At 64.0% G+C, this 19,942-nt stretch carries 15 protein-coding genes; 13 read left to right on the top strand and 2 right to left on the bottom strand.

All coding sequences use genetic code 11. From position 1 onward, the window contains the following. Positions 1 to 3: 3 nt before the first annotated feature. Positions 4 to 870 carry a GNAT family N-acetyltransferase gene (locus JMY24_RS12555; protein ID WP_128597859.1) on the bottom strand — a complete coding sequence of 289 codons (867 nt, stop codon included), beginning with the start codon at positions 868 to 870 and terminating at the stop codon, positions 4 to 6. 279 nt (positions 871 to 1,149) lie between these two features. Between JMY24_RS12555 and JMY24_RS12550 the strand changes: the two genes are divergently transcribed. The 11 genes from JMY24_RS12550 (at position 1,150) to JMY24_RS12500 (ending at position 13,726) form a co-directional block, all read left to right on the top strand. Next, positions 1,150 to 2,643: an aldehyde dehydrogenase family protein gene (locus JMY24_RS12550; RefSeq protein WP_201702147.1), complete on the top strand. Its 1,494-nt coding sequence runs from the start codon at positions 1,150 to 1,152 to the stop codon at positions 2,641 to 2,643. A 295-nt stretch (positions 2,644 to 2,938) separates the two neighbouring features. Next, positions 2,939 to 3,607: a haloacid dehalogenase type II gene (locus JMY24_RS12545; protein ID WP_201702146.1), complete on the top strand. Its 669-nt coding sequence runs from the start codon at positions 2,939 to 2,941 to the stop codon at positions 3,605 to 3,607. Between the two features lie 27 nt (positions 3,608 to 3,634). Further along, complete coding sequence (locus JMY24_RS12540) at positions 3,635 to 4,909, top strand: NAD(P)/FAD-dependent oxidoreductase (RefSeq protein ID WP_201702144.1); 1,275 nt, start codon at positions 3,635 to 3,637, stop codon at positions 4,907 to 4,909. Positions 4,910 to 4,980: 71 nt separating this feature from the next. Next, positions 4,981 to 6,597, top strand: a complete 1,617-nt coding sequence (locus tag JMY24_RS12535; protein ID WP_128589312.1) for an ABC transporter substrate-binding protein — start codon at positions 4,981 to 4,983, stop codon at positions 6,595 to 6,597. Positions 6,598 to 6,715: 118 nt separating this feature from the next. Then, entirely contained in the window at positions 6,716 to 7,669 is a 954-nt protein-coding gene (locus JMY24_RS12530; RefSeq protein WP_128589310.1) for an ABC transporter permease, read from the top strand. Continuing rightward, positions 7,666 to 8,613: an ABC transporter permease gene (locus JMY24_RS12525; RefSeq protein ID WP_128597715.1), complete on the top strand. Its 948-nt coding sequence runs from the start codon at positions 7,666 to 7,668 to the stop codon at positions 8,611 to 8,613. Before JMY24_RS12530 ends, JMY24_RS12525 begins: the two co-directional genes overlap by 4 nt. Continuing rightward, the gene (locus JMY24_RS12520) at positions 8,613 to 10,454 is read left to right on the top strand and encodes an ABC transporter ATP-binding protein (protein ID WP_201702174.1); all 1,842 of its coding nucleotides are present in this window, start codon (positions 8,613 to 8,615) and stop codon (positions 10,452 to 10,454) included. The genes JMY24_RS12525 and JMY24_RS12520 overlap by 1 nt, the downstream gene beginning before the upstream one ends. Further along, positions 10,451 to 10,765 (top strand): (2Fe-2S)-binding protein, encoded by a 315-nt coding sequence (locus tag JMY24_RS12515; protein WP_128597713.1) that lies wholly within the window; start codon positions 10,451 to 10,453, stop codon positions 10,763 to 10,765. Before JMY24_RS12520 ends, JMY24_RS12515 begins: the two co-directional genes overlap by 4 nt. Beyond that, positions 10,750 to 12,153, top strand: a complete 1,404-nt coding sequence (locus JMY24_RS12510; protein ID WP_128597712.1) for an FAD/NAD(P)-dependent oxidoreductase — start codon at positions 10,750 to 10,752, stop codon at positions 12,151 to 12,153. Before JMY24_RS12515 ends, JMY24_RS12510 begins: the two co-directional genes overlap by 16 nt. Continuing rightward, positions 12,150 to 13,319: an NAD(P)/FAD-dependent oxidoreductase gene (locus JMY24_RS12505; protein WP_201702143.1), complete on the top strand. Its 1,170-nt coding sequence runs from the start codon at positions 12,150 to 12,152 to the stop codon at positions 13,317 to 13,319. Before JMY24_RS12510 ends, JMY24_RS12505 begins: the two co-directional genes overlap by 4 nt. After that, positions 13,316 to 13,726 carry a helix-turn-helix domain-containing protein gene (locus JMY24_RS12500; protein WP_128592264.1) on the top strand — a complete coding sequence of 137 codons (411 nt, stop codon included), beginning with the start codon at positions 13,316 to 13,318 and terminating at the stop codon, positions 13,724 to 13,726. The genes JMY24_RS12505 and JMY24_RS12500 overlap by 4 nt, the downstream gene beginning before the upstream one ends. On the opposite strand, the gene prpR is transcribed toward JMY24_RS12500, so the two are convergent. After that, positions 13,683 to 15,698: a propionate catabolism operon regulatory protein PrpR gene (gene prpR / locus JMY24_RS12495; RefSeq protein WP_128597710.1), complete on the bottom strand. Its 2,016-nt coding sequence runs from the start codon at positions 15,696 to 15,698 to the stop codon at positions 13,683 to 13,685. The two genes, JMY24_RS12500 and prpR, sit on opposite strands and share 44 nt — an antisense overlap. A gap of 222 nt (positions 15,699 to 15,920) precedes the next feature. Here prpR and prpC point away from each other — a divergent pair, with 222 nt between their 5' ends. Continuing rightward, a complete protein-coding gene (prpC, locus tag JMY24_RS12490) occupies positions 15,921 to 17,090 on the top strand; it encodes a bifunctional 2-methylcitrate synthase/citrate synthase (protein ID WP_201702142.1) in 1,170 nt (389 codons plus the stop codon). 235 nt (positions 17,091 to 17,325) lie between these two features. Next, positions 17,326 to 19,923, top strand: a complete 2,598-nt coding sequence (acnD, locus tag JMY24_RS12485; RefSeq protein ID WP_128597668.1) for a Fe/S-dependent 2-methylisocitrate dehydratase AcnD — start codon at positions 17,326 to 17,328, stop codon at positions 19,921 to 19,923. The last annotated feature ends 19 nt before the right edge of the window (positions 19,924 to 19,942 follow it).

Genomic DNA, 19,942 nt, shown 5'->3' with positions numbered 1-19,942 from the left:
GGGTCAGAAAATCGCCTGATTGATGATGCCGTACTGCACACAACGGGTCGCCTCGGCCGCCACGCTCTCGGGCGCTGCGTTGCGCACCATTCGGACGACGGTGTCCACGCGCGGCAGGCCGAGCTGTTCCAGCCATTCGGTCAGACCGCTATCGCCCGGCGTATCGACGCGCACGAACACGCCTGCATTGAGCGCGAGCCAGTGGCTGATGAGCGCCTTTGCGCGGCTCGAGTCCTCAGACGCCGGCGCGATGACCGGGCCTATCGCAAAGCCGCGGCCGAAGCGCCGAAAGAGCGCAAAGCCGACGAGTTCGCCGTCACGGTCGAGCGCAATGCCGTCGGCGTTCTCGAGCAGCGCGGGCAGCACCTCGCCGCGATCGAGGCCGCTTGCCTGCGAAGCCAGTTCCACGAGCCGCGCGGTATCGCTCGAACCTAACGGACGCAGACGCTCGCCGGGCGGCAACGACACGAGCGGCGGCTGAAATGCCGCGCCCTGATGTTGGTCGAGCGTGCCGGCCGCGCGAAAGCCGAGCTTTTCGTAGAGCGGCTGACCGGCGGTGGTTGCGTGCAGGAACGTAATCCGGCCGCCGAGTTCTTCCAGCAGAAGCTCCATCAGCTTTCTGCCGACGCCGCGTCCCTGCCGCGCCGGCGACACGATCACCATGCCGAGCGACGCACGGTCCGCGCCATACTTCCAGCAGAGCGCCGTGCCGATCACGCCGCTCGCGTCTTCCGCGACGAAACCCACGCCGAGTTGCGCGACGAATCGCCAGTCATCCGCGCGATGCGGCCATTTGAGTTCGACCGTCAACGCATGGGCGGCGTCTATGTCGTCGAGGGTAAAGCGTCTATAGGTAATCGAATCGGGCACGCCGCACTCCCTGAATGGCTAAAGGCTTACGCGTCACTTTGTCATTCGGGGCGCGGTGTGACTAGGACGATCTTTTTATGTGGCGCGCTTCAGAGGGCCGCATTGCAATTCGACGCAAAACACCAAGTCTGGACATGCATTACAGGCGGGTTCTGCTGCGCGGGGAATTTTGTCGGCGACATATGCCGGGCGCGCGGCTCTACGATTTTGTCATTGCGATGACTTGCTACGAACGCATCGCACGCGTCTTTATCCAGTCACCACTCAGGACACTTTCTCATGGACAGCTTCAATCCGGACGATGTCGCGATTCGCAGCGGCCATTTCATCGGCGGTGAGTACGTGGAAGGCGGGCAGCACGGCGCGCGCCGCATGGACGTAGCGCGGCCGTCCGACGGTGTGGTCTACGCGAGCGTGCCGGTGGCCGATGCCGACATGGTGGACCGCGCGGTCGAGAACGCATGGCAGGCGTTTCGCACGAGCGGCTGGGCGCGCATGGCGCCGCGCGAGCGCGCGAAAATCATGCGCCGTTTTGCCGATCTGGTCGAAGCCGACGCGCCCGCGCTTGGCCGCCTGGAAGCGCTCGGCTCGACCCGTCCGGTCGCGCAAGCTGTTTCGTGGGATGTGCCCTTTACCGCGGAAGGCATCCGCTTCTACGCGGAGTTCGCCGATAAGCTTGGCGGCGATGTCGCGGCTACCGACCACGATCATCTCGGCATGACGATCGCCGAGCCATACGGCGTAATCGGCGCAATCGCGCCGTGGAATTTCCCGCTCGTGATGGCTTCGTGGAAGATTGCGCCCGCGCTTGCCGCAGGTAATGCCGTCGTGCTGAAACCATCGGAAATGACGCCGTTCTCGGTGCTGCGTCTCGCCGAACTCGCGGTGCAGGCGGGTGTGCCTGCGGGCATGTTCAATGTGATTCAGGGCGACGGACGCTCGACCGGCGACGAGCTGGTGCGTCACCCGAAGATCAGCAAGGTCACGTTCACCGGCTCGACGCGCACCGGCGCGTCGATCATGGCGGCGTGCGCGATGAGCGGCACCAAGCCCGTGACCTTGGAGCTGGGCGGCAAAAGTCCGCAAATCGTATTCGCCGATGCGCCGCGGCTTGACGACGTGGCGCGCCGTATCGCCGGCGCGATCACCGGTAACGCGGGGCAGGTGTGCGTGGCCGGTTCGCGGCTGCTCGTCGAGCGCAGCCTCGCTGAACCGCTTGCCGAGCGCATCGGCAGGATCTTCGCCGAATTGAAACCGGGTGCGACCTGGGCGGCGGGCACGACGCTCTCGCCGATCATCTCCGAGCCGCAGGCGGCGCGCATCGAAAGCATCGTGGGCCGCACGGTCAACGCAGGCGCAACGCTGCGCTACGGCGGCGTGCGTGCCCAGGCGGGCGGCGCTTCTTTCGGCGCGTTCTACACGCCGACCTTGCTGACCGATGTCACCGCCAACTCCGATGCCGTGCGTGAAGAAGTATTCGGCCCGGTGCTCACGCTGCAGACCTTCGACACCGAAGAAGAAGCGCTCGCGCTCGCACAGCATCCGGAGTACGGGCTCGCGGCCGGCGTGCATACGGCAGACCTCGGCCGGGCGCTGCGCTTCGTGCGCGGACTCGAAGCGGGCACCGTGTGGGTCAACCGGTATGGCCGCACGTCCGACTTCATGATTCCCACGGGCGGCTACAAGCGCTCGGGCATCGGCAAGGATCTGGGACGCCAGGCTTACGAGGCCAACCTGCGTTTCAAGAGCGTGCTGATCGATCTGCGGCAATGACGGGGGCGGCCGCGTGCACCGCGTCAAAGCATGACTTCGGCGCCATGCGCCGTCGATGCCCGGCTCAACGCCACGCCACGCTCGGCCCCACGCGACCCAAGCCTGGCAAGGCTTCCAGCCGCTAACCGCAGACTCTGCTGCGCAACGGCCTCAAAACGCATGGTTTGTGTCACAAGCAGCGCGCGAATCAGGAACATCTATGTTTTTGCGCTGATTAAATCTTTTACAGGAATGAGCTTTCCCTGTTTTCGCCAATGAGCTCGACGCGAGTTCACCATCACGATAGGACTGCACCATGATCGAATTCGAACCTAAATACATTACCTTCGACTGCTACGGCACGCTGACCAAATTCCGCATGGCCGACATGACGCGCGAACTGTACGGCCACCTTCTGAAGGCCGATGACCTCGAAAAGCTGGTCGCGTTCTACGCTGGCTATCGCCGCGACGAAGTGCTGGGCGCATGGAAGCCGTATCGCGATGTCGTGGTGAATGCGCTGCGCCGTGCGTGCGCGCGCATGAACGTCGAATTCAATGAAGCCGGTGCGCAGAAGATCTATGAGGCGGTGCCGACGTGGGGCCCGCATCCGGACGTGCCCGAAGGTCTGTCGCGCCTTGCAAAAAAGTACAAGCTCGTGATTCTGTCGAACGCGTCGAACGACCAGATCCAAAGCAACGTCGACAAGCTCGGCGCGCCGTTCCATGCAGTGTTCACGGCCGAGCAGGCGCAATCGTACAAGCCGCGCATGCAAGGCTTCGAGTACATGTTCGACAAGCTCAACTGCAATCCGGAAGACGTGTTGCACGTGTCGTCGAGCCTGCGCTACGACCTCATGACCGTTCACGACATGGGCGTCAAGCATAAGGCGTTCATCAACCGCGGTCATGAACCGTCGACGCCGTATTACCAGTACTACGAAGTCGACGGCATTCCGCAACTGGCTGCCGAACTCGGCCTGTAAGCATCTGCCGAACAAAGGACACTCCGGATGAAGCTCGATTCCTATTGGCTCGACACCGCGCCGCCGTTCGTCACGGCGTGTGAAGGCCCGGTCGACGGCCTCGCCGATGTGGTGGTGATCGGCGCGGGCTTCACCGGCTTGTCGGCGGCGCAGGCGCTGGGTAAGCGCGGCGCGTCGGTAACGGTGGTGGACGCTGGGCGCGTGGGCGGCGGTGCATCCGGCCGCAACGGCGGGCAGGTGAATACGGGCGTCGCGCAAGACTTCGTCGCGCTCGCCGCGCAACTCGGTATCGAGCGCGCGAGCGCGTGTTACCGCGCGTTTGCGGATGCGGTCGATACGGTCGAGCGTCTGATCCGCGAAGAGCAGATCGACTGCAACTACATTGCGACCGGCAAGCTGAAGCTCGCATCGAAGCCGCATCATCTCGCGCACCTGGAGAAGACCGCCGATCTGATTCGCCGCACGGTGGACACCGACATTGAACTGATCGACGGCGAACGTATTCGCAGCGAGGTTCATTCCGACAGTTTCCATGGCGGATTGCTGCAACGTCACGGCGGTCAGATGCATATGGGCAAGTTCACGGTCGGGCTCGCCGAAGCTGCGGTTCGTTACGGCGCGAAGCTGTATGAAAACGCGGCGGTCACGTCGATCACGAAAGACGGCGGCGGACATCGCGTCGTCACCGCGCGCGGCGAAGTGCGTGCGAAGCAGGTGTTAATCGCAACCGGCCCGTCGCGGCATGGGCCGTTTGGCTGGTATCGGCGGCGTCTTGCTCCGGTCGGGTCGTTCATCGTGGTGACCGAGCCTTTGGCGCCGGAACTATTGGCGAAGGTGTTGCCCAACCGGCGCGCGTATACGACCACGCGCCTGATGCACAACTACTTCCGCGTGACGCCCGACTCGCGTCTGCTGTTCGGCGGCCGCGCGCGATTCACGGCTTCGGAGCGTCCGTCCGATGCGAAGAGCGGACGCATCCTGCAACAAGGTCTCGCCGCGATGTTTCCGATGCTGGCGAACGCACGCATCGACTATTGCTGGGGCGGTCTGGTGGACATGAGCGTCGACCGCCTGCCGCACGCCGGGCAACACGACGGCATTTATTTTTCGATGGGTTACAGCGGCCACGGCACGCAGATGTCCACACACATGGGTCAGGTGATGGCGGACGTCATGGACGGCCGCGAAGACCGCAACCCTTGGGGTGAGTCCGAATGGGCCGCGATTCCGGGCCACACCGGCAAGCCCTGGTTCCTGCCGCTCGTGGGGACGTATTACCGTATCAAAGACATCTTTTATTGAAGTCCTGTTGTTGTGTTTGTTAGTGAACCCCACGCAGCCATCACAACTGCCCACACTTGCGGAGAAGTTCGATGAATAAGGAAAACTCGAAACATGGCGCTCATGACCTCGGTAACGGGTTGGAGCAATTGACAGCCCGGGGCGCCTCGCGGCGCGATGTGCTGCGCGCGATGGCCGCGGCCGGGATGATGTCGATGACGGGCGCCGGGCTGCTGAGCGCGAGCGGCGCGGCTCTCGCGCAGTCGACGCCCAGGCAGGGCGGCAAGATTCGCGTGGCGACACAGTCCGCGTCAGCGGCTGACACGCTCGATCCCGCGAAGGGGGCGCTCGCCACCGACTACGTCCGTTGCAACATGTTCTACAACGGCCTGACCGAACTCGACTCGCATCTCGGCGCGAAGATGGCACTGGCCACGTCGCTCGATACGAAAGACGCGACCGTGTGGATCGTCAAGCTGCGCAGCGGCGTGCAGTTTCACGACGGCAAGTCGCTCGCGCCCGCCGACGTGGTCTATTCGATCATGCGTCACAAGGACCCGGCGACGGCGTCGAAGGCCAAGACGCTCGCCGATCAGATCAAGGAAGTGAAGGCCACGGGTCCGGACGAGGTGACGATCACGCTCGAAGGCGCGAACGCCGACCTGCCGGTGATTCTCGCGACGTCGCACTTCCTCATCATCAAGGACGGCACCAAGGACTTCAAGACGGCTGTGGGCACGGGTCCGTTCAAGGTCAAGGAGTTCTCGCCGGGCGTGCGCACGGTCGGCGTGAAGAACGAGAAATACTGGAAGCCGGGTCTGCCGCATCTGGACGAGGTCGAACTGATCGGCATCGGCGACGAATCGGCACGCGTGAACGCGCTGCTTTCCGGCGACGTGCAGCTGATCAACGCGGTCAGTCCGCGCTCGGCGCCGCGCATCAAGGGCACGGGCGGCTTCTCCGTGCTGGAAACGAAAACCGGCCAGTACACGGACCTGGTCGTTCGCGACGAAGGCGGCATTACCGGCACCGACGATTTTCGGCGAGGCATGATGTACCTGCAGGATCGCGAGCAGATTCGCCGCGCGATCTTTCAGGGCTACGGCGCGATCGGCAACGATCAGCCGATCGATCCGACCAACAAGTACTACCTGGCCGGTTTGCCGCAGCGCAAGTTCGACCTGGACAAGGCGAAGTATCACTTCCAGAAGGCCAAGGTCGGCAGCACGCCGGTCCAGATTTTCGCTTCGCCGGCGGCTGAAGGTTCGGTCGAGATGGCGATGCTGCTTCAGCAGGTCGCGCCGCAAGCGGGCTTGAACCTGCAGGTAACGCGAGTGCCGGCGGACGGCTACTGGTCGAACCACTGGATGAAGCATCCGCTCGGTTACGGTTCCGTCAACGCGCGCCCGAGCGCCGACGTGCTGCTCACGCAGTTCTTCAAGTCGGACGCGCCATGGAACGAGGCGAACTGGAAGAGCGCGAAATTCGACCAGTTGCTGGTCGCGGCGCGCGGCGAGCCGGACGACGCCAAGCGTAAGCAGATTTACGGCGACATCCAGGTACTGGTACATGAAAACGGCGGCATCGGCATTCCGTTGTTTCAGAGTTCGCTCGACGCCTATACGAGCAAGCTCAAGGGCCTCGGCTCGATTCCGCTCGCAGGTCTGATGGGTTTTGCATTTGCCGAAAACGTCTGGCTAGAGGCGTAATGTAAAGGCGTTCCGGTTCTGTGAACCGGGGCGCCGTTTCCCCGCAATACGCGCAATACGTGCACCGGCGCGCCGCTGCGACGCGGCGCGCATGCTGCAAAAAAGGAGGCGACTTTCAATGAAAGCACACGCGCAACGACTCATCGCCGCGCGCCTCGGCCTCGCGCTGCTCACGCTCCTGCTGGTTTCGGCAATCGTGTTCGGCGTCACGGGGCTGCTTCCCGGCGACGCCGCGCAACAGGCGCTCGGCCAGGCGGCCACGCCGGAGGCCGTCGCCGCATTGCGGCATCAGTTCGGGCTCGATCAGCCCGCGCTGCAACGCTACTTCGAGTGGCTTCTTCATATTGTGACTGGCAACTTCGGCACGTCGTTGTCGAACAATCTGCCCGTTAGCCAGTTGATCGCGACGCGCCTGCCGAACTCCCTCGTGCTCGCCGGCTTGACCGCGGTGGTGTCGGTGCCGGTCGCGCTGGTAATCGGCATCGCGTCGGCGATGTTTCGCGGCTCGCTGCTCGACCGTGTGCTGAATGTGCTGACGCTGTCGACCGTTGCCGTTCCCGAGTTTCTCGTCGCGACGGTCGCGGTGCTGATTTTCGCCGTGAAGCTGCGCTGGCTGCCCGCGCTGTCGTATCTGTCCGAAGTGAATTCGTTCGGCGCGCTGCTGCGCATCTACGCGATGCCGGTCATGACGCTGTGCTGCGTGATCGTCGCGCAGATGGCGCGCATGACGCGCGCCGCCGTGCTCGATCAGCTCAACTCGTCGTATGTGGAAATGGCGCTGCTCAAGGGCGCTTCGCCAGGGCGCGTGGTGTTGCGGCATGTGCTCCCGAACACCATTGGGCCGATTGCCAATGCCGTCGCGCTGAGCCTGTCGTATCTGTTCGGCGGCGTGGTGATCGTCGAGTCGATCTTCAACTATCCGGGCCTTGCGAGCCTGATGGTCGACGCCGTGACGAATCGCGACATGCCGCTCGTACAAGGCTGCGTGATGGTGTTTTGCGCCGCGTATCTCGCGCTCGTGCTGATCGCGGATCTGTGTCAGATCGTATCCAACCCGAGGCTGCGTCGATGATGACCCGACCTACCAATCCCCACGTTCCTCACGCCGGCACCGAGCTATACGACGTCAGCCGCGATGAACTCGTCGCCGAGACGACGCCCGTCGAAGTGGCGAGCCCGAAGTACAACGTGCTGCAACGCCTCGTGCAGCGCTTTTCGGTGCTCGGCCTGCTTGGCCTGCTGATGGTGCTGTTCTGGCTGCTGGTCGCTTTCATCGGACCGCTGGTCGCGCCGTACAAAGGCGGCGCGCTGACGTCGACGGAAATTTTCGGCCGCTATAGCGCGGCCTATCCGCTCGGCACCGATTATCTCGGCCGCGACATGCTGAGCCGCATTCTGTACGGCGCGCGCTATACGGTGGGCCTCGCGCTCGCGGCCGCGTTGCTCGCGAGCGTAATCGGCACGTTCTTCGGCCTGCTCGCGGCGGTGTCGGGCAAATGGGTCGATGAAGTGTTGAGCCGCCTGTTCGATGCGCTGATTTCGATTCCGAGCAAGGTGCTCGCGCTCGTCGTGATCGCGGCTTTCGGATCGTCGATCACGATGCTCACCACTGTTGCCGCGCTTGCGTACATTCCCGGCGCGTTTCGTATCTCGCGTTCGCTCGCGTTGAACCTGATGGGCCTGGAATACGTGCAGGTGGCCCGCGCGCGCGGCGAAGGTCTGTTGTATATCGCGCGCGTCGAGGTACTGCCGAACATGATCCATCCCATGCTCGCGGATTTCGGGCTGCGCTTCGTGTTCATCGTGCTGCTGTTGAGCGGCCTGAGCTTCCTCGGCCTCGGCGTGCAGCCGCCCAACGCCGACTGGGGTTCGCTCGTGCGCGAGAACATCGGCGGCTTGTCGGAAGGCGCGCCCGCGGTCCTGATGCCGGCGGTGGCGATTGCCACGCTGACCATCGGCATGAATTTGCTGATCGACAACTTGCGGCGTCGCAGCCGTAGCCACGGAGACGCATGATGGCCGACCGGGACATGATTGAAGTGAAGGGGCTGCGTGTCGTCGCCGGCACGGCGCACGGGCCGGTGACGGAGATCGTCAAAGGCGTCGACTTTTCGGTGAAGAAGGGCGAGGTGCTTGCGCTGATCGGCGAGTCGGGTTCGGGCAAGACGACCATTGCGTTGGCGCTGCTCGGCTATGCTCGCGCGGGCTGCTCGATCAGCGGCGGCGCGGTGCGCATCGGCGAGGTCGACGTGCTGTCGCTCGACGCCAGGGGACGCCGCGCGTTGCGCGCGCGCACCGTCGCGTATGTCGCGCAGAGCGCGGCGGCTGGCTTCAATCCGGCGCGCACGATCATGGATCAGGTCACCGAGCCGGCGCTGCTGCATCAGTTGATGACTAAAGACGCCGCGCGGACCAAGGCAATTGGGCTCTTTCGCGCGCTCGCGTTGCCCGCGCCGGAGACGATCGGCGATCGCTATCCGCATCAGGTGTCCGGCGGGCAGTTGCAGCGCTTGATGGCCGCGATGGCGTTGATTACCGATCCGGCTGTCGTCGTGTTCGACGAACCGACTACCGCGCTCGACGTCACCACGCAAATCGAAGTGCTCGCGGCTTTCAAGAAGGTGGTACGCGAACTCGGCACGACTGCTGTGTATGTGTCGCACGATCTTGCCGTGGTCGCGCAGATGGCCGATCGCATCGTCGTGCTGAACGGCGGTGCGGTCAAGGAGAACGGTGCGGTCGCGCAAGTGCTCGACGCCCCCGTCGATGCCTACACGCGCCAGTTGCTCGCCGCGACGCGCCGCCCGGAAGCGTCATTCGACACGACGGAAGGCGCGAAGCGCGTGCCGCCGCTGCTGGAAATCCGCGGACTGTCGGCGGGTTATGGCCGCATCGACCGTTTCGGCGTGCCCGCCGTGCGGGTGCTCGATGACGTGAGCCTCACCATTGCCCGCGGCAGCGCGCTCGGCGTGATCGGCGAATCGGGTTCGGGCAAGACGACGCTCGCGCGCGTGGTCGCGGGTCTCGTCGACCGCGCACGCGGCGACGTGCTGTTCAACGGCGAGGCGCTGCCGGCGCAACTGTCGCGCCGCACGCCCGAGCAGTACCGGCAGATCCAGATCGTGTTCCAGAACGCGGACACCGCGCTGAACCCGAGCCATTCGATTGCGGACATTCTGGGCCGGCCGCTCGCGTTCTATCACCATCTGCGTGGCGCTGCTGCTAAGAAACGCATGCTCGCGCTGCTCGATCTGGTGAAGCTGCCGGCTTCGATCGCGGCTCGCACGCCTGCCGGTTTATCCGGCGGCCAGAAGCAACGCGTCAATCTGGCGCGCGCGCTCGCTGCCGATCCCGCGCTGATTCTCTGCGACGAAGTGACATCCGCGCTCGACACGGTGGTCGGCGCCGCGATCCTCGATCTGCTCGCCGAGTTGCGGCGCGAGCTTGGAGTGTCGTACATGTTCATCAGCCACGACATTTCCACCGTGCGCGCGATCTGCGACGAAGTGATCGTGTTGTACGCGGGGCAGCGCGTCGAAGCGGGACAGCGCGACGTGCTCGCCGCGCCGCCGTATCACCCGTACACGGAGTTGCTCGTCGATTCGGTGCCCGAACTGAGGCCCGGCTGGCTCGACGCGCGCCGTCACGTGGCTGCTTGCGCATTGCCCGCGATGGGCGAGAGCGCCGAGGTGCCCGAACTGTGTTCGTTCCGTTCACGCTGTCCCGTGCGTATCGACGGTAGATGCAACATGACGCCGCCGTCGCTCAAGAAGCTTCCTTCCGGCGCGGAAATTCTTTGCCACCATTCGGCGGCCGAGCTCAGCCGTTTGCAAACCCTGGAGACGATCCCGGCATGAATCAGCGATTTGTGCGGCTCGCGGAAACCGGTCGCAAGACCTTCCCGATTACCGTCGACGGCGTGATACGCGAAGCCGCCGAAGGCGACACGCTGATGGTCGCATTGCTCACGAGCGGAAGCACGCTGCGCGATTCCGAATTCGGCGATGGCCGTCGCGCCGGCTTCTGTCTGATGGGCGCGTGTCAGGACTGCTGGGTATGGACCGCGCAAGGCGAGCGCGTGCGCGCGTGCAGCACGCCGGCGGCGCCCGGCATGTCGATCGTCACGAAACTGGCCGAAGCCGGGGAGGGCGTATGGCCCCGCGTGTAGTCATCATCGGTGCGGGCCCGGCGGGGGTGCGTGCGGCTCAGGCGCTTGTTGAAGCCGGGCTTCGTCCAACCGTTATCGACGAAGGCCGGCGCGACGGCGGACAGATATACCGGCGTCAGCCGGAAGGCTTTTCCCGCAGCTATGACACGCTCTATGGCACGGAGGCGGAGCGCGCCGCTTCGTTGCATCAGAGCTTCGATTCTCTGAGAGGCAGGCTCGACTATCTGCCCGAAACGCTGGTGTGGAATATCTCGGCGAATGCGGTGCACACAGTGAGCGGCACGCGTTACGGCTCGCTGCCGTTCGACGCGCTGATCATTTGCAGCGGTGCAACTGACCGGCTCATGCCCGTCAAAGGCTGGCATCAGGCGGGCACATACAGTCTTGGCGGCGCGCAGGTCGCATTGAAATCGCAAGGTTGCGCAATCGGCTCGCGCATCGTGATGATGGGCAGCGGGCCGCTGCTGTATCTCGTGTCCGCACAATACGTGAAGGCGGGCGCGCAGATCGCGGCAGTGCTCGACACGTCGACCTTCATGCAGCGCATGGCCGCTTTGCCGCGCTTGCTCGCGATTCCCGCCGCGCTCAAAAAGGGCATTGCGTTGACGCGCGTGTTGTCGAAAGCGCGCGTGCCGGTTTATCGCGGCGTGCAGCCTCTTGAGATCAAAGGTTCCCCGCAAACGGGCGTGAGCGGTGTGGAAGCGGCGCTGCCGGGCGGCAAGCGCATGGAGTTCGCATGCGATGCGGTCGCGCTCGGCTATCACCTGCGCCCAGAAACGCAACTCGCGGATCTTGCCGGTTGCCGCTTCGTCTTCGACGACGATGCGCAGCAGTGGCTCGCGCAAGTGGACAACGACGGCCGTAGCAGCATCAAAGGCGTCTATCTCGCGGGCGATGGCGCGCGCGTGCGCGGCGCGGACGCAGCGGAGCGTTCCGGCCGCCTCGCGGCGCTCGCCGCCATGCACGACCACGGCATGCAGACCGGGGGCATGAAGGACATGGAAGGCTTGCGCGCTGAACTCGCGCGCTTTACACGCTTTGCCGCGGGGTTGCGCGAAGCGTTTCCGTGGCCGGCGAAGTTCGCCGCGTCGCTGCCGGACGAGACCATTGTTTGCCGCTGCGAAGCGATTACGGCCGGCGAGTTGCGCAGCGTCGTATGCGAGGCGGGCGCGCGGGAAGCCAATCGCGCGAAGGCGTTTTCGCGCGTCGGCATGGGCCGTTGCCAAGGCCGCTATTGCGCTCACGCGGGCGCGGAGATCATTGCGGCGGCCGCTTGCGTGCCGTTGTCGTCGGTGGGACGGTTGCGCGGCCAGGCGCCCGTCAAGCCGCTGCCTGTTGCACTCACCGAGGCGCTCACCGAGACACTCACCGAGGAGGTGACGCAATGAGCGCGGCAACTCGCAACGAAGCGGATGTCATCGTGATCGGCGGCGGCATCATGGGCACCACGACGGCGTTCTTTCTGAGCCGGCGCAATCGCTCGGTGATTCTGCTGGAACGCGGTCTGACCGGGCAGCAGGCGAGCGGCGTGAACTTTGGCGGCATCCGGCGGCAAGGCCGCGCATTGCCGCAACTGGCAATGGCCAATCGCGCGTTGCGTACCTGGCAGCGCTCGGCTGAATTGCTCGGCGACGATGTCGAGTTTCTGCCGGTCGGCCATACGCGCGTGTGCTATCACCAGAAAGACGTCGAGAATTTCGATCAGTACGCGATCGACGCTCGCGCTCACGGACTAGAACTCGAAGTGTTGCACGGCGAAGCGATGTTCCGGCGCTTTCCCTTTCTTGGACGTGAAGTGCTGGCTGCGTCCATCTCGCCGCTCGACGGCCACGCGAACCCGCGACTGGCCGCGCCCGCATTCGGACGCGCAGCGGCGCGGCTCGGCGCGCAGGTGATCGAGAACACGGAGATCGTGCGCGTCGAAAAAGACGGCGAGCGCTTTCGCGTGGAAAGCGCGCGGGGCGACGTGTACCGCGCCGCGCAACTGGTCATTTGTGCGGGCGCCTGGGCGACGCGTCTTACCGAACAATTCGGCGAGGGCGCTCCGCTTACGGTGAGCGGCCCGCAAATGTGCGTGACGGAGCCGGTGCCCTACGTGTTCAAATCGTCGATGGGCGTGTTCACGTCCATCAAGCAGGAAGGCATTTACTTCCGGCAGATTCCGCGCGGCAACATCATCGTCGGCGGCGGCCCCGCAGGGCCGGCCGATCCGGTAACGAGCCGCGCGTCGGTCTTGCCTCAGAACACGGTGCGTCAGCTCGCGCAGATGCGGCGGCTCGTGCCCGCGCTTGCGCCGCTGCATGTGATTCGCGTGTGGAGCGGCGTCGAAAGTTATCTGCCCGACGGCGAGCCGGTGATCGGTCCGAGCAGCAAGGTCGACGGTCTCTTCTATGCATTCGGCTTTAACGGCGCCGGGTTTCAGATTGGCCCGGGCGTCGGCGAGACAATGGCGGAACTCGTGGATACGGGCAGCACGCCCATTCCGCTGGACAAGTTCTCCATTCGGCGTTTCGCAAAAGAGCCGGCGCCTCGTTCGAGCATCGTGATGTCATGAAACAGTCCCTCAGCCTCAATGCCGCGCGGGCTTTTATCGAAGCGCATTTCAACGAGCCGGTGACGCTCGCGCAACTCGCGGCACTGTCCGCACTGAGCGTGTCGCGCTTCGCGACGGTGTTCCGGCAGCAATACGGATCGTCGCCGTATCGCTACCTGTGCGGCGTGCGGATTCAGCGGGCGCAGACGATGCTGCTTGAAGGCGTGCCCGGATCGGTGGTCGCCACCGAGGTCGGCTTTTTCGATCAAAGCCATTTTGGCCGGCATTTCAAACGATGCTGCGGCATGACACCCAGCATGTTCATTCAACGCGCGGCGGCCAATACTGGCAATGCGGGCAAGCATGGCAATGTGAGCGCGAAAGCTAGCGCGGTGCGTTCAACTTCCGCCATAAGGTCGTCTTGCTGATGCCGAGCGCGGCGCAAACCGCGTCGCGATCGCCGCCGTGCGCGGCAAGGGCGGCGCGGATTTCGTCGGCTTCCACATGACGGCTGCGTTCGCGCAACGTAAGCGCGGCTTTCTTCGAACGCGTGTGGTGCGGCTCCATGATCTCGGGCGCGATGGTGCGCAGCATGTCGCGTGTGATGAGCGGTTGCGCAATTGCGCCGTTCCTCCTCGCGTTGGTTTGTGCGCCGGCTTGTGCGTGCAGATCCACGTGCGTCTGAGTCTCCATCTCGGCAAGCTCGACCGCGATTCGCTCCACCACGTTCTGCAATTCCCGCACGTTGCCAGGCCACGCATAGCGCTGCAACGGCTCCGCGAGCCCGGCCAGAACGCGACCAGCGGCAGCGGCGTCGGGCAGGCGCGCGGCGAGCCTCGGCTCACGCGATGCTGCTTGCAATAGCAACTCGACGGCGAGCGGAATCAGGTCCGTTGGACGCTCGCGCAGCGGCGGCAGCGCGATGCTGAGAATGTTGAGCCGGTAGTACAGATCGGCGCGGAAAGTGCCCGCTTCGATGCCTGCGGTCAACGCCCGATGCGTCGCCGCGACAACACGAATGTCGACGCGCGTGGGCTCCGTCGAACCGAGCCGCACGACCTCCCGCTCCTGCAGCACGCGCAACAACCGGCTTTGCAACGAGAGCGGCATTTCGCCGATTTCATCGAGAAACAGCGTGCCGCGATGCGCGACTTCAATGAGCCCCGCCTTGCCGCCTTTGCGCGCGCCGGTGAACGCGCCTTCCTCGTAACCGAACAGTTCACTTTCCAGCAAGGCTTCGGGAAAAGCGCCGCAATTGATTGCGACGAACGCGAAGTCGCGCCGCGCGCTCAGGTGATGCATGCTTTGCGCGACCATTTCCTTGCCGGTGCCGCTCTCGCCGAGAATCAGCACGGTGGCGTCCGACCTTGCATAACGCTGCACGAGCGCGCGCACCCGCTGCATGGATTCCGATGCGCCCACCATGTCTTCAAGCCGGTACCGCGCGCTGAACTGCTGCACACGCTGACGCGAGCGCAATGTGCGGTCGAGCCGCTCAACCGCGCGCGATTCCTGGAACGTCAGCACCGTGCCCGCCGCCGCGCCGCTCGTCGCGAGCGGCCCGCGATGCACGACATAGCTCGCGCCGCGCACCGTGCAGAACGCATCGCCGTCCGAATCGGGCAGGCTGCCCGCGAGATCCGGTGCAAGGTCGAGCAACGCGCGCCCCACTGCTTTTGCCGGGTCGATGCCGAGCACGGCGGCAAGACGCTGGTTCATCGCTTCTACGCGGCCTTGCGAGTCGAGCGCGACGACGCCGTCGCGCAAGTGTTGCAGCAGGTTGTCGAGCCGTTGACGGCGTATCGTTTCACGCCGCGTGGCCTGCGCGACTTCGAGCGCCGTGTCGAAACCGGCGCGCACCGACGCGCGCGAGTAGAGAAACACGGCGCCCATGCCGGCGTTCGCGGCCAGGTCGGTCACGAGGCCTGGGCCGACCACCACGTCCACGCCCCGATCGCGCAGATCGAGCACGACGCTTTCCGCGTCTTGCGCGGACTGATGCGAGGCGAACGTCACATCTAGCCCGAATGCGGTGACGAAGCGGCGCACCTCGTCGGGCGTATTGCCATGCGTGACGAGCGCGACTTTCGCGCCTTCGCGGCGAGCGCGCGCGAGCGCGTGCATGACGTCGAAGCCCGTTGGCGTGATCATCACGACCGGCACGGCGACGCGCGTTTTCAGATATGCGCCGTTCGAGCCGCCGGCAATGACGACATCGGGACGCGACGCTCCGGCAGCCTCGATCTCGCGAACGGCGTCTTCGAAACCTTGCGCGACGATGCGCAGGTCGGCGCGCTCCACGTATTCGCCGGCGATGTCGAAAAACAGATCGCGCAGGCGGCTGATGCTGAGCGCCCAGATGCGCGGGCGCTGGACGGTGTCGAAAGGAGGTGTGCTCACGGCAGTGGCGCGCGGTGCGCTCCCGATTGGCAAGATCCAGTCATTATGCTCGCATCCATTTCAAAAATGAAACGCCGACCTTTCATGAGTGAAATGACAGATGTTTCGCAGATTGCGGGATCTTCGCCGAAACAGGCACTTAGCGTGTGCTGCAAGACATGGCCCGATCTTTGCGTTTAACGACCCGTTCAAAAACGCACCATGGCAACTGGAGACAAACTGATGAGCGAAGCAGACAACAGCACGCCGAACGCGGGCGCATTCAAACCGAAGAAATCCGTCGCGCTGTCCGGCGTGACCGCGGGCAACACGGCGCTTTGCACGGTCGGCAAGACCGGCAACGACCTGCACTATCGCGGCTACGACATTCTCGACATCGCGGGCAATTGCGAGTTCGAGGAGATCGCGTATCTGCTCGTGCACGAAAAGCTGCCGACCCAAGCCGAACTCACCGCCTACAAGACGAAGCTGAAGGCGCTGCGCGGCCTGCCCGCAAATGTGAAGGCCGCGCTCGAATGGATTCCCGCCGCCGCACATCCAATGGACGTGATGCGCACCGGCGTCTCGGTGCTCGGCACCGTGCTGCCGGAGAAGGACGATCACAACCTGCCCGGCGCGCGCGATATCGCCGACAAGCTGATGGCGTCGCTCGGCTCGATGCTGCTGTACTGGTACCACTATTCGCACAACGGCAAACGCATTGAAGTGGAAACCGACGACGATTCGATCGGCGGCCACTTCCTGCATCTGCTGCATGGTGTCGAGCCGTCGAAGTCGTGGGTCGATGCAATGCATGTGTCGCTGAACCTGTATGCCGAGCACGAGTTCAACGCGTCGACGTTCACGGGCCGCGTGATCGCGGGCACCGGTTCTGACATCTACTCGGCGATCACGGGCGCGATCGGCGCGCTGCGCGGACCGAAGCACGGCGGCGCAAACGAAGTCGCGTTCGAGATCCAGTCGCGCTACCAGACGCCGGACGAAGCGGAAAGCGATATCCGCCGGCGCGTCGAGAACAAGGAAGTGGTGATCGGTTTCGGTCACCCGGTCTACACGATCTCGGACCCGCGCAACAAGGTCATCAAGGAAGTGGCGAAGAAGCTTTCGAAGGAAGCGGGCAACAACAAGCTTTTCAACATCGCGGAGAGGCTCGAATCGGTGATGTGGGAAGCGAAGAAGATGTTCCCCAACCTGGACTGGTTCAGCGCCGTTTCGTATCACATGATGGGCGTGCCGACGGCGATGTTCACACCGCTTTTCGTCATTGCACGCACGGCTGGCTGGAGCGCGCACATCATCGAGCAGCGGATCGACAACAAGATCATTCGCCCGAGCGCGAATTACACCGGTCCCGACGATCTGCCGTTCGTGCCGCTCGCGAAGCGCGGCTGAGATCGTCAAAGCAGTCGCGCAAGCTGAAAGGGTTGTTTCGCATCGCGTCCGGAGAGAGCGGACGCGACGGACCTCGGCCTTGGCTCGCTGATACCCCGAGCCAAGGCCGCTTTTTGCCGACGCGAGCTACACTAGACCGATTGCTTCACCAAAGCAGGAACGCGCCGTTAAAAACGCCCGCTCAATGCGATGGCCGCCGCCCTTGTTCCCGCATCATTACTGTTAGTCCCACGCCATGAATACTGCTTACCGCAAACGCCTTCCCGGCACCCAGCTCGATTTCTTCGATGCGCGCGCCGCCGTCGACGCAATCCAGGCCGGCGCATACGACAAGCTGCCGTACACGTCGCGTGTGCTCGCCGAAAATCTCGTGCGGCGCTGCGATCCGGTGACGCTCGTCGCGTCGCTGAAACAGATCGTGGAACGCAAGCGCGAGCTGGATTTCCCGTGGTTTCCGGCGCGCGTGGTATGTCACGACATTCTCGGCCAGACCGCGCTGGTCGATCTCGCCGGATTGCGCGACGCGATCGCCGCGCAAGGCGGCGACCCGGCGATGGTCAATCCGGTGGTGCCGACGCAACTCGTCGTGGATCACTCGCTTGCCGTGGAGTGCGGCGGCTTCGATCCGGACGCGTTCGCGAAGAACCGGGCTATTGAAGACCGTCGCAATGAAGACCGCTTCGATTTCATCAACTGGACGAAGCGCGCATTCAGGAACGTCGACGTGATTCCGCCGGGCAACGGCATCCTGCATCAGATCAACCTCGAACGCATGAGTCCGGTCGTGCAGGTGAGCGACGGCGTCGCGTTTCCCGATACGCTGGTGGGCACGGACTCGCATACGCCGATGGTCGACGCGCTCGGCGTGATCGCGATCGGCGTAGGCGGACTCGAAGCGGAAAGTGTGATGTTGGGCCGCGCGTCGTATATGCGTCTGCCGGATATCGTCGGTGTGGAGTTGACGGGTAAGCCCGCTGAAGGCATTACCGCAACCGACGTCGTGCTCTCGCTGACCGAATTTCTGCGCAAGGAAAAAGTGGTCGGCGCGTACCTTGAATTCTTCGGCGAGGGTACGGCGAAGCTCACGCTCGGCGACCGCGCGACGATTGCGAACATGGCGCCCGAATTCGGCGCGACGGCCGCGATGTTCTATATCGACGAGCAGACCATCAAGTACCTGAAGCTCACTGGCCGCGACGACGAACTGGTGAAGCTCGTCGAAACGTACGCGAAAGAAACCGGCCTATGGGCCGACAGCCTCACGCATGCCGCGTACGAGCGCGTGCTGAAGTTCGATCTGTCCACGGTCGTGCGCACGCTTGCCGGGCCTTCGAATCCCCATCGGCGCCTGCCGGTTTCCGAACTGGCGGCGCGCGGCATTAGCGGCAAGGTCGAGAACGAGCCGGGCTTGATGCCGGACGGCGCGGTGATTATCGCGGCGATCACGAGCTGCACGAATACCAACAATCCGCGCAACATGATCGCCGCCGGCCTGCTCGCGCGTAACGCGAACCGGCGCGGACTCACGCGCAAGCCGTGGGCGAAGACATCGCTCGCGCCGGGCTCGAAAGCCGTCACGTTGTATCTGGAAGAAGCCGGCTTGCTGCCCGAGCTCGAACAGCTTGGTTTTGGCGTAGTCGCGTATGCGTGCACGTCGTGCAACGGCATGTCCGGCGCGCTCGACCCGGCGATCCAGAAGGAAATCGTGGAGCGCGACCTGTATGCGACTGCCGTGCTGTCGGGCAACCGCAATTTCGACGGCCGCATTCATCCGTTCGCGAAGCAGGCGTTTCTTGCATCGCCGCCGCTGGTGGTGGCTTATGCGATTGCGGGCACGATTCGCTTCGACATCGAGAAGGATGTGCTCGGTGTCGATGCCGAAGGCAATAACGTGACGCTCAAAGACATCTGGCCGTCTGACGAAGAAATCGATGCAATCGTGGCTTCGAGCGTCAAGCCCGAGCAATTCCGCAAAGTGTACGAGCCGATGTTCGCGGTTTCGGTGGACACACAGGAGAAAGCGAACCCGCTCTACGACTGGCGGCCGATGAGCACATACATTCGCCGTCCGCCGTATTGGGAAGGCGCGCTTGCGGGCGAGCGCACGTTGCAGGGCATGCGTGCTCTCGCCGTGCTCGGCGACAACATCACGACCGATCACCTGTCGCCATCGAATGCAATCTTGCCGGACAGCGCAGCAGGCGAATACCTGACGAAAATGGGCTTGCCCGAAGAAGATTTCAATTCGTATGCGACGCATCGCGGCGATCACCTGACGGCGCAGCGCGCCACGTTCGCGAACCCGACGCTCAGGAACGAGATGGTTATCGAAGACGGCAAGGTGAAGGCCGGTTCTTTTGCTCGCATCGAACCGGAGGGCAAGATCACGCGTATGTGGGAAGCGATCGAAACGTATATGGAGCGCAAACAGCCGCTGATCGTGATTGCCGGAGCCGACTATGGCCAGGGGTCGTCGCGTGACTGGGCGGCCAAGGGCGTGCGTCTTGCCGGCGCGGAAGCGATTGTCGCCGAAGGATTCGAACGGATTCACCGCACAAACCTTGTTGGCATGGGCGTGTTGCCGCTCGAATTCAAGCCTGGTGTGAACCGCATCACGCTGGCGATCGACGGCACCGAAACCTTCGACGTACTCGGCGAGCGCAAGCCGCGCGCGGATCTGACGCTGGTGATTCATCGCAGAAGCGGTGAGCGGGTCGAGGTGCCGGTGACCTGCCGGCTCGACACGGCCGAAGAGCTTTCCATCTACGAGGCCGGCGGCGTGCTGCAGCGTTTTGCGCAGGACTTTCTGGAGTCGTCTAAGGCGGCGGCTTAATCAATATCGTTCAGGACAC

Origin of the sequence: Paraburkholderia kirstenboschensis, assembly GCF_904848585.1 — a bacterium.
In the GTDB taxonomy this organism is placed as follows: Bacteria; Pseudomonadota; Gammaproteobacteria; order Burkholderiales; family Burkholderiaceae; genus Paraburkholderia; species Paraburkholderia kirstenboschensis.
The sequence above is the reverse complement of the archived record's forward strand: the minus strand, read 5'-3'. Positions and strand labels throughout refer to the sequence as shown.

Coding starts and splice junctions, on each gene's coding strand:
- JMY24_RS12500 (WP_128592264.1), top strand. CDS start 13,316: ATGAAACAGTCCCTCAGCCTCAATGCCGCGCGGGCTTTTATCGAAGCG.
- JMY24_RS12525 (WP_128597715.1), top strand. CDS start 7,666: ATGATGACCCGACCTACCAATCCCCACGTTCCTCACGCCGGCACCGAG.
- acnD (WP_128597668.1), top strand. CDS start 17,326: ATGAATACTGCTTACCGCAAACGCCTTCCCGGCACCCAGCTCGATTTC.
- JMY24_RS12515 (WP_128597713.1), top strand. CDS start 10,451: ATGAATCAGCGATTTGTGCGGCTCGCGGAAACCGGTCGCAAGACCTTC.
- JMY24_RS12545 (WP_201702146.1), top strand. CDS start 2,939: ATGATCGAATTCGAACCTAAATACATTACCTTCGACTGCTACGGCACG.
- JMY24_RS12530 (WP_128589310.1), top strand. CDS start 6,716: ATGAAAGCACACGCGCAACGACTCATCGCCGCGCGCCTCGGCCTCGCG.
- JMY24_RS12510 (WP_128597712.1), top strand. CDS start 10,750: ATGGCCCCGCGTGTAGTCATCATCGGTGCGGGCCCGGCGGGGGTGCGT.
- JMY24_RS12505 (WP_201702143.1), top strand. CDS start 12,150: ATGAGCGCGGCAACTCGCAACGAAGCGGATGTCATCGTGATCGGCGGC.
- JMY24_RS12520 (WP_201702174.1), top strand. CDS start 8,613: ATGGCCGACCGGGACATGATTGAAGTGAAGGGGCTGCGTGTCGTCGCC.
- JMY24_RS12535 (WP_128589312.1), top strand. CDS start 4,981: ATGAATAAGGAAAACTCGAAACATGGCGCTCATGACCTCGGTAACGGG.
- JMY24_RS12540 (WP_201702144.1), top strand. CDS start 3,635: ATGAAGCTCGATTCCTATTGGCTCGACACCGCGCCGCCGTTCGTCACG.
- JMY24_RS12550 (WP_201702147.1), top strand. CDS start 1,150: ATGGACAGCTTCAATCCGGACGATGTCGCGATTCGCAGCGGCCATTTC.
- prpC (WP_201702142.1), top strand. CDS start 15,921: ATGAGCGAAGCAGACAACAGCACGCCGAACGCGGGCGCATTCAAACCG.